Below are 14,169 nucleotides of genomic sequence, written 5' to 3'. Positions count from 1 at the left end.
GTAGATCCACGCCATGCGTGGATGAACGAACGAATGATCGAAATAATCTTCTGTAGAGCCGAGCCATGCTCGGCTCAGAGCCTTCGCGTACAGCGGGCGAGCATGGGCTCGGCACTGCAGCGAGAGCCTGCCTTGGCTTTGGATCTTTTGATCTTCTTCCGTGGCTGCCGCGCGCAGGAAACTGTCAGGGGTCGGTCGGGTGGGCTGCGCAGGACCGTTGGCGCCATGGATGGCGCCATCGAGCCCCCATGGGTGAGGGCGCTTTGCTTGCGAAGCACTGCTTCGCAAGGCCCGAACGCACAGCCGCCAGCGGCTGGGCCGGTCTGGGGATTTACGGCGTGTCCTGCGCAGCCCCCCCGACCGGCCGAACTCGCAATGCCGGTCGACTAACAGTCGACTCTATCCGCGACCAGCCACGAGGGGCCCCGCCGTTGGCTGGAACCCATCATTCCACGACGGAATTGGCGCGCCGGCCCCGCTGGGCCTACCATCGGCGCTCCCCACCCCCACCGCCCCTTCCATGTCCGCTCCCGCTTCCGCCGTACCGCGTCGCTGGTTCGTCGCCGGCGACTTCAACGGCTTCTTCGGCCTGGTCGTCGACAACCTCTCCATCCTCGGCTTCATCGCCATGGCCCTGGTCGGGATCTTCCAGTTCCCCGCCGACGTGGTGTTCGGCCGAATGTTCCCCGGCACCGCCTTTGGCGTGCTGGTCGGCAACCTGCTGTACACCCTGATGGCGCGCCGGCTGGCGGCACGTACCGGCCGCGACGATGTCACCGCCATGCCGCTCGGCCTGGATGCCCCCACCAGCATCGGCATGGCCCTGCTGGTGCTCGGCCCGGCCTTCCTCGCGTTCAAGCAGCAGGGCATGGACCCGCACGCTGCGGGCATCGCCACCTGGCAGCTGGGCATGGCCGCGCTGGTCATCATGGGCGTGCTCAAGTTCGTGCTGTCGTTCTTCGGTGAAGCGGTCACCCGCGCACTGCCGCGAGCTGCGCTGCTGGGTTCCATCGCGGGCATCGCGCTGGTGCTGATGGGCCTGCTGCCGCTGCTGGAAACGCTGCGCTCGCCGCTGGTCGGCTTCACCACGCTGGGCCTGCTGCTGTATGTGCTGATCGCCAAGGGCAAGCTGCCGGTGCGTGGCCCGGGCGTGCTGCTGGCCTTCGTGTTCGGCACCGTGCTGTATTACGGACTTGGCCTGGCCGGGCTGGGCGCGCCCGGCTTCCATGTGCCGGAATGGGTGCCGCCGCAGGTGGTGCTGCCGCTGCCGACGCTGGGCTTCCTCGATGGCCTGCCCACCGCGATGACCTACCTGCCGCTGCTGCTGCCGTTCGGCCTGCTGATGGTGGTGGGCGGCATCAATGTGTCTGAAAGCGCACGCGCGGCTGGCGATGACTACCGCACCCGCGACATCCTGCTGGTGGAAGCGGTGGCCACGCTGGTGGCGGGTGTCTGTGGCGGTGTCGCGCAGACCACGCCCTACATCGGCCAGCCTGCCTACAAGCACATGGGCGCGCGCAGCGGCTACACGCTGCTGACCGGCCTGTTCGTCGGCATTGGCGGCATGCTCGGCATCATCTCCGGGTTGGTGCAGTGGCTGCCGCTGGCGGTGCTGGCACCGATCATCGTGTACGTGGCCATCGACATCACCACCCAGGCCTTCCAGGCCACGCCGCGCCACCATACCGGCGCGATGGTGTTCGGTTTCCTGCCGTCGGTGGCCTACCTGCTGGCGATCAAGGCGCCCGGCTGGATCGCACCGGACCAGCTGCCGCAGCTGCTGACCAAGCTCGACGGCCATGGCCTGCCCGAGCTGGCGGTGATTTTCACCCTCGGCAACGGCTTCATCATCACCTCGATGCTGTGGATCTCGGCGGTAGCCGCGATGGTCGATGGCCGCCTGCGCCGTGCCTGCGGCTTCCTGCTGGTGGCGGCGGTGCTGACCCTGTTCGGCCTGATCCATTCGGTGGACCCGCGTGGCGGCATCTACCTGCCGTGGGATCTGGACGGGCTGGCACGCATCATCAGCTTGCAGTTCGCCGGCGCCTACGTGGCATTGGCGCTGCTGCTGGGCCTGCTGTCGCTGCAGAAGCAGCCGGTGCAACCGCTGGATGATCGCACCGATCATTGACCGGTGACGCCGGGCATGGCCCGGCGTTACCGCTCCTTCCACTTCTGGTGCTCTGTTGAGCCGAGCCTGCGCTCGGCTGCTCTGAGCCGAGCATGGCTCGGCTCTACAGGGGCGTGTTGCAGGCGGCGAATGATCACAGCGCGCTCTGCCGGCCAGCGGCCGGCACTACCGTTCGGCGTCCAGTTCCGGGTAATGGCGGAAGATGCCGTTGGTGTTGAACGGCAACCGCCGCTCAGACGCCAGATAGGCGGCGATGTTGGGTCGTTTCGCCACTCGTTCCTGCAGCGCGCGCAGCCGGGGCAGGGTGGGGCCGAGCGCCTGCATGCGGCGCGGAAACATGTAGTCCAGCCCGCTCAGCAGCTGGAACAGTGACAGATCCACATAGGAGTGCTCGCGCAGTGCATGGCGGCCACCGTTGGCGGCCATCACCTGCTCGAAATAGCCGAGGAACTTGGGCAGGCGCTCGCTGCGCAGTGACGCGGCTCGTGCCTTGGCCTCGGTCTTCTGCTGTTCGTAGTACTTCGATGCGGCGATCGGATGGTGGGTGTCGTGCACCTCGGCTACCAGGTCGGCGATGGTCAACTGCAGTTGCAGCGCCTGCATCCGCCGCGATGCGGCCTGCGGCACCAGGTCCAGCGTCGGGCCGAGGAAATCCAGGATCGCCGCGACCTGCGCGATGACCTGGCGGCCGGCCTTCAGGAACGGCGGCGCAAAGGGCTGTGCCCCTTCGTTGCGACCCTCCAGAAACGGCTGCATCACCGCATCGCCGTGCACCCGCGCCATGTCGATGTAGTCGGCGCCGGCATCTTCCAGCGCCAGGCGCACGAACTCGCCACGGCCCTGGATGCCGGTCCAGTAGTACAGCGCGTACTGCATGGCAGAGTCTCCACGGGACAGGACTCCTAGCCTCGCGCGGGTGGCGCAAAGCAGACGTGAGCGTGGACGACGCGTGCCTGAACCCGAACGGCAGCGGAACAGGCGGGGAACCGGCTGCAATCGATGGGGTCACACCTTCTCCATTGCGTGTGAAACGAGGTGCTGCATCATGCAGAGTGGAAAGGCGGTCTGGCCCTGGGTGTTGGGTGTGGTGGTGATCGGTGGCGCGGGCGGCTGGTTGTTCCGCGATCAGCTGAAGAGCCTGGCCGACGGTGTCCCGGTGCCGGTGCAATCAAACCCTGCCAGTACCAGTGCACCGGCACAATCGCAGGCGGCCGCAGAGCCCGCGCCAGCACCACCATCGATCAGGCATCCGCTGGATACCGAGGCCGCCGCCGACCCGGCGCTGCCGAAACTGGCTGACAGCGACGCCGCGGCCTGGGGCGCACTGAGCCAGCTGTTCCAGGGCGAGGGGCCGCTGACCCTGCTGCTGCGTGATCACCTGATCCAGCGCCTGGTCACCCAGGTCGACAACCTGGACAAGCCCAGCGTGCCGCCGACCGCGCTGGGCGCGCGGCCGCTGCCGGGCAACCTGCAGGTCGATACGGGCGAAGGCGGCGAACGCATCGCCGCCAGCAATGCGGCACGCTATGCGCCTTACGTACAGGCGTTCACTGCGCTGGACCCGGCGGCAACGGCTACCGCTTACAAGCGCTTCTATCCGCTGATCCAGCAGGCCTATGCCGACCTTGGCCGGCCCGAGGGCTATTTCAACGACCGCCTGGTCATGGTGATCGACCACCTGCTGGACACCCCGGAACTGGCCCAGTCGCCGCTGGTGCAGCGCGATGAGCGCGGCCGCTATCGCTTCGTCGATCCCACCCTGCAGTCACGCTCGATCGGGCAGAAGGCCCTGCTACGCATGGATCCTGCACAGGCGCGGGCGATCAAGCAGCAGCTGCGGGCGATCCGCAGCGCGATCACCCGCTGAGCCCGTCCACCGTGCGGAACTGATCGGGATCAACGCGCCGACCACACGCGCTCCGGCATGCTGGCCGCAGGCTGACTGGCCCCGGGGTGCAGTCGCAGCCACCCTTGAAACCGGGTGGGGCAACCGCATCTTTCCAGCATTGCCGGCCCAGGCCGGCCCTGAAGACCGATGAGGATTCGCAATGCGGATGGACAAGCTCACCTCGCGTTTCCAGCAGGCGCTGGCAGACGCACAGTCGTTGGCCGTGGGCCGCGACAACAGCATCATCGAACCGGTTCACCTGTTCAGCGCGCTGCTGGACCAGCAGGGTGGCAGCACGCGCCCGCTGCTGGCCCAGGCCGGGGTGAACGTGCCGGTGCTGCGCGAGCGCCTGACCGAGGCGCTGGACGCACTGCCGAAGGTATCCGGCCAGGCCGGCAACGTCTCGATGGGCAACGATCTGGGGCGCCTGCTGAACCAGACCGACAAGCTGGCGCAGCAGCACGGGGACGCCTTCATTGCCAGCGAGTGGTTCGTGCTGGCGGCGCTGGACGATGGCGGCACACTGGGCATGGCGCTGCGCGCCGCTGGTGCCGACAAGACGCGCCTGCAGGCGGCGATCGACAAGCTGCGTGGCGGCGAGAACGTGCAGTCGGAGAATGCCGAGGAGCAGCGGCAGGCGCTGGAGAAGTACACCATCGACCTGACCGCGCGGGCCGAGAGCGGCAAGCTCGACCCGGTGATCGGCCGTGACGAGGAAATCCGCCGCACCATCCAGGTGCTGCAGCGCCGGACCAAGAACAACCCGGTGCTGATCGGCGAACCCGGCGTGGGCAAGACCGCGATCGTGGAAGGGCTGGCCCAGCGCATCATCAACGACGAAGTACCCGAGGGCCTGCGCGGCAAGCGCGTGCTGTCGCTGGACATGGGCGCGCTGATCGCCGGGGCCAAGTTCCGCGGCGAATTCGAGGAGCGACTGAAGGGTGTACTCAACGACCTGGCCAAGAACGAAGGCCAGATCATCCTGTTCATCGATGAACTGCACACCATGGTCGGCGCGGGCAAGGCCGACGGCGCGATGGATGCCGGCAACATGCTGAAGCCGGCGCTGGCACGCGGCGAGCTGCATTGCATCGGTGCGACCACGCTGGACGAATACCGCAAGTACATCGAGAAGGACGCTGCGCTGGAGCGCCGCTTCCAGAAAGTCTTCGTCGGTGAGCCGTCGGTGGAGGACACCATCGCGATCCTGCGCGGGCTGAAGGAAAAGTACGCCGTGCACCACGGGGTGGAGATCACCGACCCGGCCATCGTGGCCGCCGCCACGCTGTCCAACCGCTACATCACCGATCGCCAGCTGCCGGACAAGGCCATCGACCTGATGGACGAGGCTGCCTCGCGCCTGCGCATGGAGATCGACTCCAAGCCGGAGGAGCTGGATCGCCTGGAACGCCGGGTGATCCAGCTGAAGATCCAGCGCGAGATGCTGAAGAAGGAAAAGGACGAAGCCTCGCGGCAGCGGCTGGCCGATCTGGAGAACGACATCGACGGGCTGGAGCGCGAGTTCTCCGACCTCAATGAAATCTGGAAGTCGGAGAAGGCTGCGCTGCAGGGCGCCACCAAGATCAAGGAGCAGGTCGAGCAGGCCAAGCTGGAACTGGAAGCCGCGCAGCGCCGCCAGGATTTCGCCAAGATGAGCGAGATCCAGTACGGCCTGTTGCCGCAGCTGGAAAAGCAGCTGGCCGCGGCCCAGGAAGCCGAGCACAAGGACTTCAAGCTGGTGCAGGACCGGGTCACCGACGAGGAGATCGCCGAGGTCGTGTCGCGCTGGACCGGCATTCCGGTCAACAAGATGCTCGAAGGCGAGCGCGACAAGCTGCTGCGCATGGAAGAAGTGCTGCACAACCGTGTGGTCGGCCAGGAGGAAGCGATCAAGGTCGTCTCCGATGCCGTGCGCCGTTCGCGTGCAGGCCTGTCCGATCCGAACCGTCCGGCCGGCTCGTTCCTGTTCCTCGGCCCGACCGGCGTCGGCAAGACCGAACTGTGCAAGTCGCTGGCCGAATTCCTGTTCGACAGTGCCGACGCGATGATCCGCATCGACATGAGCGAGTTCATGGAGAAGCACAGCGTCGCCCGCCTGATCGGTGCGCCCCCGGGCTATGTCGGCTACGAGGAAGGCGGCTACCTGACCGAGGCGGTGCGTCGTCGCCCGTATTCGCTGATCCTGCTGGACGAAGTGGAGAAGGCGCATCCGGATGTGTTCAACATCCTGCTGCAGGTGCTGGACGATGGCCGCCTGACCGATGGCCAGGGCCGCACCGTGGACTTCCGCAATACCGTCATCGTGATGACCTCGAACCTGGGCTCGCACCAGATCCAGGACATGAGCGCCGACGACAGCCCGGAGGCCTACACGCAGATGAAGGCAGCGGTGATGGGCGTGGTGCAGGCGCACTTCCGTCCGGAGTTCATCAACCGCCTGGACGACATCGTGGTGTTCCACCCGCTGGACAAGCAGCAGATCAAGCAGATCGCGCGCATCCAGATGCGCGGGCTTGAGAAGCGGCTGGCCGAGCGCGGGTTGAAGCTGGCGGTCTCCGATGCGGCGTTCGACCTGCTCGGCAACGTCGGCTTCGATCCGGTGTACGGCGCGCGCCCGTTGAAGCGTGCGATCCAGTCGCAGCTGGAAAACCCGCTGGCGCAGCAGATCCTGTCCGGCGCCTTCGTCAACGGCGATACCATCGAAGTCGGCAACGACGGTGGTCGCCTGGTGTTCGCCAAGGCTTGAACCGGTGGCGCCCCGGCCATGGCTGGGGCGCCATCCGAGCCTTGGCAGCGCACGATGGTCCTGTTTCACTTTCGCAAGGATGAGGAGAACCGCATGGACGTTGCCCGCAGGGCTTCACTCTGCATGACGCTGGCGTTGGCTGCTGTTTGTGGACACGCCGCGGCCGCCGAACAGGTCCAGCTGCCGCCGATGAAGGGCTACCAGCAGGCCCACCAGAGCACCGACGCGCAAGGCAACCGCATCACCGAGTACGTGCCACAGGGCCAGACCGTGCACGACTGGACCGACATGGTCACCGTCAACGATGCGCCGAACAGTGGCCATGTGAGTCCGCGTGAGTTCCTCGGCATCATCGAGGCGGGGTGGCGCATCGCCTGTCCGGCGGCGCAGAGCCACTGGATCCGCGAAGGTGAAGAAGGGGGACGGCCCTTCGCCCTGCTGATGCTCAGCTGCCCGCGGAATCCGGGGACAGGCAAGCCGGAGTTCACCTGGATCAAGGGCGTGCAGGGCAGGCAGGGCTTCCACACCGTGCAGAAGTCGTTCCGCTCCGAGCCGGAGAAGGAAGACGTCGTGCAGTGGATCGGCTGGCTGCGCGAGGTCGGGTTGTGCGGCAGCAGCGACGCACCGGCCTGCCGCTGACCGCAGAGGGAAAGGGCGCCCAGCGGCGCCCTTCATGCATCAGAAGCGGTGGGTGTAACCGCTCATCAGCCCGAACTGGTTTGCCTTCTGCACGATCGGGCTGTTGGCCGCATCGCCGAGCAGGCGCGTGCCTTCGGCCGAGATGTACCAGTTGCCGTTGCGGCCCACGCGGTGGCTCCACTTCAGGCCGACACCGGCACTGACCAGGCCGGCCTTCGGCCTGTGCTCGGCGAAGCCCGTGCGTTTGGCCTGTTCCGGGCTGACGCCGTACCAGGTCTGCATGTAGCCGCGGTTGCCGTAGTCGGTGGAAACACTGCCGCTGACCACGCCACCGGCCAGGTCGAACAGCGGCATGCTCAGGTTCAGATGGATCTGCTGGGTGGCCAGGCCGTTCTCGGCCTTGTCCTCGTCCTTGCGGGTGAACTGCCAGGAGCCGCTCAGCACGGCTTCGCCCAGCGTATAACCAGCCGAGACGCCGACCAGGGGACGGGTATCGATATCACCCATGCCGCGCAGGAAGTCCGAACCGCCCAGCAGCGAGTCCTTGTCCTTGCGGATGCCGCTGGCGCCGACATAGGCACGCACGCGCGTGTGCTCGCCGAGGGAGGTGCCCCAGCCGATGCCACTGGTGCCCAGAAACCATCCCCCCGGCGAGGTGACATCAAAGGACAGCGACGGCGTCGCACGATACTCCTCGCTGCCGCTGTAGCGCGGTGCCACGCCGCCACCGGCGGCGAGCTCGAAGGTCCAGTGGTCATCCTTGGCGTGGGCGATCGGGGCGGCGAACAGCGGCAACACGGCCAGGCAGAGCAGGGCGGGGGAACGGCGAAGCTGGGACATGGAAACTCTCGGCAATGGGAGGAAAGCAGCGCGCGCATCCGGCGAGTGCTGCAGGGTTGCCAGCGTGGCGATATGCCGGCCACCGATCCGTCCGCAGTTGTGCGGGAGTTGTAATCAACTGTAATCGCGCCCTTGGGCGTTCAGCTGGCAGCCAGCGGCCAGTGCATTTCCAGGCGCGCGCCGCCCAGCGTGGCGCGACTGATGCGCAGCTCGCCGCCGTGGCGGGCTGCAATGCGGCCGACAATGGCCAGGCCCAGGCCGAAGCCGCCGGTATCGCGGCTGCGGCTGTCGTCCAGGCGGGTGAACGGGCGCATCACCTTTTCCCGATCGGCTTCGGCGATGCCCGGGCCGTCATCGTCCACGCGCAGGCAGGCGCGGCCGCTGATACCGACCAGCGAGACCTCCACCTGCGAACGCGCGTGGCGCAGCGCATTGCCGACCAGGTTGCTCAGCGCCAGCTGCAACAGGCGTGGCTCGGCATCCACTCGCGGCAACGCGCTGGGCTGCACGCGCAGGACAATGCCGGCACGTTCGGCATCGCGGCGGGCATCGGCCAGGCAGGCCTGCAGCCAGTCGTTGGCTTCGATGCGCTGCATCGGTTCGCCCTCGCTGGGATGCTCCAGCCGTTCGTAGGCCAGCAGTTCGCTGACCAGCCGGTTGAGCTCGGCCAGGTCGCCGTGCAGGCCCTGCGCCAGCCGTTCGCGGCGTTCGCGGTCATCGCTGTCCTGCATCAGGTCCAGGCCGAAGGCCACGCGCGCGATGGGCGTGCGCAGTTCGTGCGAAATGGCATGGGTCAGGTCGCGCTGGCGCTGCACCAGTTCGGCCACGCGTGCCGCCATGCGGTTGGAGTGTTCGACGATGACCCGGATCTGCGAGCGAGGCGAAACCTGCGCACGTGCCTGCAGGTCGCCGGAACCGATGCGGTCGGCGTGCCGGCGCAGTGCTTCCAGGTCGCGCCAGAGCAGGCGCACCCAGGCATACAGGCTGGCGCCCACCAGCAGCAGGATGCTGAGGTAGGCGGCGATGGTCATGTACGTCGTCATCTGCACCGCGCCGGGAAGGCGCAGGTGCAGCCAGCGGCCACCGATGCCGTCGATGGGCAGCAGCACCTGCTGGTACTGATCGCGCACGATGAAGCCATCGGCCTTCACGGCCTCCTGTTCCTGCGCGTCGAGCGCGGGAGGTTTGTCGAGCAGGGTCAGGGCGATGCCGTAGTGTGGCTGCCACTGTTGCAGGCGCTCACGCTGCTGGATGGCGTCCAGGCCGGCCAGGCCACTGCGCAGGGCGTACACCTGCCCGCGCACCTGCTGCACGAACACGCGATCCTGCACGGGCGTGTAGATGCCATCCAGGATGTGGTTGAGAAAGAACACCGACACCAGGAAGCAGGCGCCGGTGATGAACCACAGCCACAGGAACAGCCGCTTCATTCCGACCAGGCCGCAGGATTGAACTGGTAGCCGCGCCCCCACACGGTCTTGATCCGCCGCGGTTCGCGCGCATCGTCGCCGAGCTTGCGGCGCAGCTTGCCGATGCAGACGTCGACGCTGCGGTCCAGACCGTCGAAGCCGATGCCGCGCACCGCCTGCAGGATCTGGTCGCGCGACAGGATCTGCCCCGGCTGGCTGGCCAGCAGCCACAGGATCTCGAATTCCGTGGTGCCCAGCTCGACCGGCTGGCCGTGCAGGTGCACCTCGCGCTGCATGCGATCGATCAGCAGCTCACCATGCATCAGCCGGCTGGGCGTGCCGGTGTTGCTGCTGCCGTGGCGGCGGCGCAGCAGGGCGCGCAGGCGGGCCAGCAGCAGGCGTGGCTCGATCGGCTTGTGCACATAGTCATCGGCACCCGATTCCAGGCCCAGCACCTGCTCGATGTCGTCCTCACAGGCGGTCAACATCAGGATCGGCACATCGGAGAAGCTGCGGATCTGCCGGCACACATCGATGCCCCCCAGGCCGGGCAGCATCAGGTCCAGCACCACCAGTTCCGGTGCATGCTGGCGGCAGGCGGCGCTGGCGAGGTCGCCGCGTGCCACGTGCTGCACGGCGAAGCCATGTTCGTGGAGATAGTCGCTGACCAGTTCGGCCAGGCGACGGTCGTCCTCCACCAGCAGGACCGACGTGGGCGAACTGCTGGCAGGGGGAGTCCAGGGGGATGGCTGCATGCGTGGGGCCTCCGTTCCCAGGCAGGAGCGCCCGGCGGCGCAGCCTAGCAACGCCCCATGACGACTGCCTGAATCGCGGCCAACCTGATAACCGCGGGTACGGACGTCATCGCCAGCGGCTTTCAGCGGGCGGCCCCGGCTGGCCTATGGTGGCGGTTTCCCGGATGGAGCCTGGTGCAATGAGCGACCCGCAGTGGCAACTGGAAACCCTGGCCGTGCACGGCGGTTACCGTCCCGACCCGACCACCCGCGCGGTGGCGGTGCCGATCTACCAGACCGTGGCGTATGCCTTCGATGACACCCAGCACGGCGCCGACCTGTTCGACCTGAAGGTTCCGGGCAACATCTACACGCGCATCATGAACCCCACCACCGACGTGCTGGAGCAGCGCCTGGCCGCGCTGGAAGGCGGCATCGGCGCGCTGGCGCTGGCCTCGGGGCAGGCCGCGATCACCTATGCCATCCAGACCATCGCCGAGGCCGGCGACAACATCGTCGCCTCCAGTGCGCTCTACGGTGGCAGCCTCAACCTGCTGGCGCACACGCTGCCGCAGTACGGCATCCAGGCGCGCTTTGCCGATCCGGCCGACCCGGCCGCGTTCGCCGCGCTGATCGACGACCGCACCAAGGCGGTGTTCGTCGAATCCATCGGCAACCCGCGCGGCAATGTCACCGACATCGCCGCCATCGCCGAGGTCGCGCATGCCGCCGGGGTGCCGCTGATCGTCGACAACACCGTGGCCACGCCGTTCCTGCTGCGCCCGTTCGAGCACGGCGCCGACATCGTGGTGCATTCGCTGACCAAATACCTCGGGGGACACGGCAACAGCCTGGGCGGCGCGATCATCGATTCCGGCCGCTTCGACTGGACCGCACAGCCCCAACGCTTCGCACGGCTCAACCAGCCCGACCCCAGTTACCACGGCGTGGTCTATACCGAAGCCCTGGGGCCAGCGGCCTACATCGGCCGCGCGCGGGTGGTGCCGCTGCGCAATACGGGCGCTGCGTTGTCGCCGTTCAACGCGTTCCTGATCCTGCAGGGCATCGAGACCCTGGCCCTGCGCATGGAACGCATCAATGCCAATGCGCTGGCCGTTGCGCAGTTCCTGAAGGCGCATGCCAGGGTAGCCTGGGTGCGCTACGCCGGACTGGCCGACGACCCCGAGCATGCCGCCGCGCAGCGCTATCTGGGTGGACACGGCTCGGGCGTACTGACCTTCGGTCTGCCCGGTGGGCGCGAGGCCGGCGCCCGCTTCCTCGATGCGCTGAAGCTGTTCACCCGCCTGGTCAACCTGGGGGATGCGAAGTCACTGGCCACCCATCCGGCTTCGACCACGCATCGCCAGCTGGATGCAGCGGAGCTTGCCAAGGCCGGTGTCAGCGAGGACACCGTGCGGCTGTCGATCGGCATCGAGCACATCGGCGACCTGCGCGCGGACCTGGAACAGGCCCTGGCCGGCGCCTGATAGCTGCGCGCTTGGTCGTCATCGCCACAGGCGATCACCGCCGGCACCGCGATGGGTTACGGTGGAACTGCCTCTCCAAGGCATGGCAACGTGGCGATCCAGATCCCCGGTCGATGCGGGTCGACCGGGGATTTTTTTGTTTCCGGGGTCAGATCCGTTTTCCTGCGGAAAACGGATCTGACCCCGCGCGCCGCCGTGTCGACCAAGGTCGACACCTACCAACAGCAGCGGGGAACTGTCGAAGGCGGGGTTGGGTCCAGTTGCGGGAGTGTCCGCGGCATGGATGCCGCGGCCAAGCCCCCATGGAAGGGTTTACGGCGTCTCCCGCAATCGGACCCACCCCACCATCCCACGCTATGCCCGCTTTTGCCGTTGCCGTTGTTTCGGCAGGTGCAGGGCTGCAAGCCCTGCCGCACGCACACTCCTCACACCACCGGAATGCTGTGCTGCCCCAGATTCCGGTACGGCGGCGTGGACATGATCATCTCCGCCAGCGAATACGCCAGCTCGCGCTCGGCCATCACCGTGCCATCGGCGCCGTGCTCCAGCAGATGCTTCACCTCGGCATCGCTGTGTGCGCGCGCCAGCAGGGTCAGGTCCGGATTGATCGCCCGCAGCTTGGCCAGCGCCTCACCGGCTTCCAGCGGCTGCGGAATCGCCAGCACCGCGATCTTGGCGCGCTCCGGATGGGCCTCGGCCAGCACCCGGTCGGCGGCGGCACTGCCGCGGATCGCCGCCAGGCCCTTGGCATGTGCCTGCTCGACGTGTTCCTTGTTGTCATCGATCACCAGCACCGGCACGCCACGGTCGCGCAGCACCTGCGCCAGTTCGCTGCCGACGCGGCCGTAACCGATCACGATGGCGTGGTCATGCAGGTCGCGCGACGGGCCGATCGCTTCGGGCGGCTCGGGTACCTGCGGAGACTGCTCCTGCTTGGCCTGCCAACGGTCCAGCAGGCCGAACACCAGCGGGTTGAGCATGATCGACACCAGCGCGCCGGCCAGCACCAGCGACTGGCCTTCCTTCGGCAGGATCTGCAGCGCCACGCCGAGGCCGGCGATGATGAAGGCGAACTCGCCGATCTGCGCCAGGCTGGCCGAGATGGTCAGCGCGGTGCTGGTCGGGTGGCCGAACGCACGCACGATGAAGAATGCCGCCGCCGACTTGCCGAACATGATGATGGCGACGGTGGCCAGCACCTGCCACGGATGCTGGACGAGGATGTTGGGGTCGAACAGCATGCCGACCGACACAAAGAACAGCACCGCGAACGCATCGCGCAGCGGCAACGAATCATGCGCGGCCTTGTGGCTCAGCTCCGATTCGTTGAGCAGCATGCCGGCGAAGAACGCGCCCAGCGCGAACGAGACGCCGAACAGCATCGCCGAGCCGAACGCCACGCCCAGCGCGATCGCCAGCACCGACAGGGTGAACAGCTCACGCGAACCGGTACCGGCGATGCGCTCGAGGATCCACGGGATGACCCGCCGACCGACCACCAGCATCACCGCCACGAACAGGCCCAGCTGCACGAAGGTCCAGCCGATGTCGGCCAGCACGCTGCCGAGCGAGTGCGATTCCTTGGCCGCGTCAGGACCGAACACACCGGCCATCACCGGCATCATCACCAGCGCCAGCACACAGGCCAGGTCTTCCACGATCAGCCAGCCGACCGCGATCTTGCCGCGCATCGTTTCCAGCAGGCGGCGTTCCTCCATCGCCCGCAGCAGCACCACGGTACTGGCGGTGGCCAGCGAGAAACCGAAGATGACGCCATGGATGGCCGGCCAGCCCATCAGCGAGGCCACGCCCCAGCCGAGCAGGGTGGCCACCGCGATCTGGCCGATGGCGCCGGGGATGGCGATCGCCTTGACCGCCATCAGGTCCTTCAGCGAGAAGTGCAGGCCGACACCGAACATCAGCAGCATCACGCCCAGTTCGGCCAGCTGGTTGGCCAGCGCCTGGTCGGCGACGAAGCCGGGAGTGAACGGGCCTACGCAGATGCCAGCAACCAGGTAACCGACCAGGGGAGACAAGCGGAGCTTGTTGGCCAGCGCGCCGAAGATGAAGGCGAGCCCCAGGCCAACGGCAACGATGTTGATCAGGTCGGTGTCATGGTGCATCGGCACTCGCAGGAAATCGGGGGATGCCCCGATTTTCACCGATGCGGTCACATACGGCAAACCTGGCCAGCGTATCGGATCGTTGCGTGGGCGGCTTGTACGGGCGAGATATCAAGCCTTGTTGAGAGATGGCAGGCCCTGACGGGCCGAATGGTGCCTACCTATGGGGGGC

General features: G+C 67.2%; 10 protein-coding genes. 5 read left to right on the top strand and 5 right to left on the bottom strand.

Annotated elements, in window-relative coordinates; translation table 11 throughout:
- Positions 1–520: 520 nt before the first annotated feature.
- On the top strand, positions 521–2,131 hold the full coding sequence (locus ACT6SE_RS16585; RefSeq protein ID WP_049420761.1) for a membrane protein: 1,611 nt from the start codon (positions 521–523) through the stop codon (positions 2,129–2,131).
- A gap of 165 nt (positions 2,132–2,296) precedes the next feature.
- Here the strand turns inward: ACT6SE_RS16585 and ACT6SE_RS16580 are convergent, their stop codons facing one another.
- Positions 2,297–3,007: a glutathione S-transferase gene (locus ACT6SE_RS16580; protein WP_014648184.1), complete on the bottom strand. Its 711-nt coding sequence runs from the start codon at positions 3,005–3,007 to the stop codon at positions 2,297–2,299.
- Between the two features lie 169 nt (positions 3,008–3,176).
- Here ACT6SE_RS16580 and ACT6SE_RS16575 point away from each other — a divergent pair, with 169 nt between their 5' ends.
- The 3 genes from ACT6SE_RS16575 (at position 3,177) to ACT6SE_RS16565 (ending at position 7,404) form a co-directional block, all read left to right on the top strand.
- A complete protein-coding gene (locus tag ACT6SE_RS16575) occupies positions 3,177–3,998 on the top strand; it encodes a DUF3014 domain-containing protein (protein ID WP_046432180.1) in 822 nt (273 codons plus the stop codon).
- Positions 3,999–4,179: 181 nt separating this feature from the next.
- The gene (clpB, locus tag ACT6SE_RS16570) at positions 4,180–6,765 is read left to right on the top strand and encodes an ATP-dependent chaperone ClpB (protein ID WP_012481080.1); all 2,586 of its coding nucleotides are present in this window, start codon (positions 4,180–4,182) and stop codon (positions 6,763–6,765) included.
- Between the two features lie 93 nt (positions 6,766–6,858).
- On the top strand, positions 6,859–7,404 hold the full coding sequence (locus ACT6SE_RS16565) for a hypothetical protein (RefSeq protein WP_230548451.1): 546 nt from the start codon (positions 6,859–6,861) through the stop codon (positions 7,402–7,404).
- A 39-nt stretch (positions 7,405–7,443) separates the two neighbouring features.
- On the opposite strand, the gene ACT6SE_RS16560 is transcribed toward ACT6SE_RS16565, so the two are convergent.
- The 3 genes from ACT6SE_RS16560 to ACT6SE_RS16550 form a co-directional block, all read right to left on the bottom strand.
- Positions 7,444–8,244, bottom strand: coding sequence for a MipA/OmpV family protein (locus tag ACT6SE_RS16560; RefSeq protein WP_046432175.1), 801 nt, complete (start codon positions 8,242–8,244; stop codon positions 7,444–7,446).
- A gap of 140 nt (positions 8,245–8,384) precedes the next feature.
- Positions 8,385–9,674, bottom strand: coding sequence for an ATP-binding protein (locus ACT6SE_RS16555; RefSeq protein WP_046432173.1), 1,290 nt, complete (start codon positions 9,672–9,674; stop codon positions 8,385–8,387).
- Positions 9,671–10,408 (bottom strand): response regulator transcription factor, encoded by a 738-nt coding sequence (locus ACT6SE_RS16550; RefSeq protein ID WP_014648178.1) that lies wholly within the window; start codon positions 10,406–10,408, stop codon positions 9,671–9,673. Before ACT6SE_RS16550 ends, ACT6SE_RS16555 begins: the two co-directional genes overlap by 4 nt.
- Positions 10,409–10,587: 179 nt before the next feature.
- On the opposite strand from ACT6SE_RS16550, the gene ACT6SE_RS16545 reads away from it, so the two are divergent.
- The gene (locus tag ACT6SE_RS16545; protein WP_046432171.1) at positions 10,588–11,874 is read left to right on the top strand and encodes an O-acetylhomoserine aminocarboxypropyltransferase/cysteine synthase family protein; all 1,287 of its coding nucleotides are present in this window, start codon (positions 10,588–10,590) and stop codon (positions 11,872–11,874) included.
- A gap of 425 nt (positions 11,875–12,299) precedes the next feature.
- Here ACT6SE_RS16545 and ybaL read toward each other — a convergent pair whose 3' ends face one another.
- Positions 12,300–13,997 carry a YbaL family putative K(+) efflux transporter gene (gene ybaL / locus ACT6SE_RS16540; RefSeq protein WP_041863753.1) on the bottom strand — a complete coding sequence of 566 codons (1,698 nt, stop codon included), beginning with the start codon at positions 13,995–13,997 and terminating at the stop codon, positions 12,300–12,302.
- Between the last annotated feature and the right edge of the window lie 172 nt (positions 13,998–14,169).

Origin of the sequence: Stenotrophomonas sp. LC732, assembly GCF_052446685.1 — a bacterium.
In the GTDB taxonomy this organism is placed as follows: domain Bacteria; phylum Pseudomonadota; class Gammaproteobacteria; order Xanthomonadales; family Xanthomonadaceae; genus Stenotrophomonas; species Stenotrophomonas muris.
Note: the sequence above shows the minus strand (reverse complement) of the source record. Positions and strands in the feature narration are given on the sequence as shown.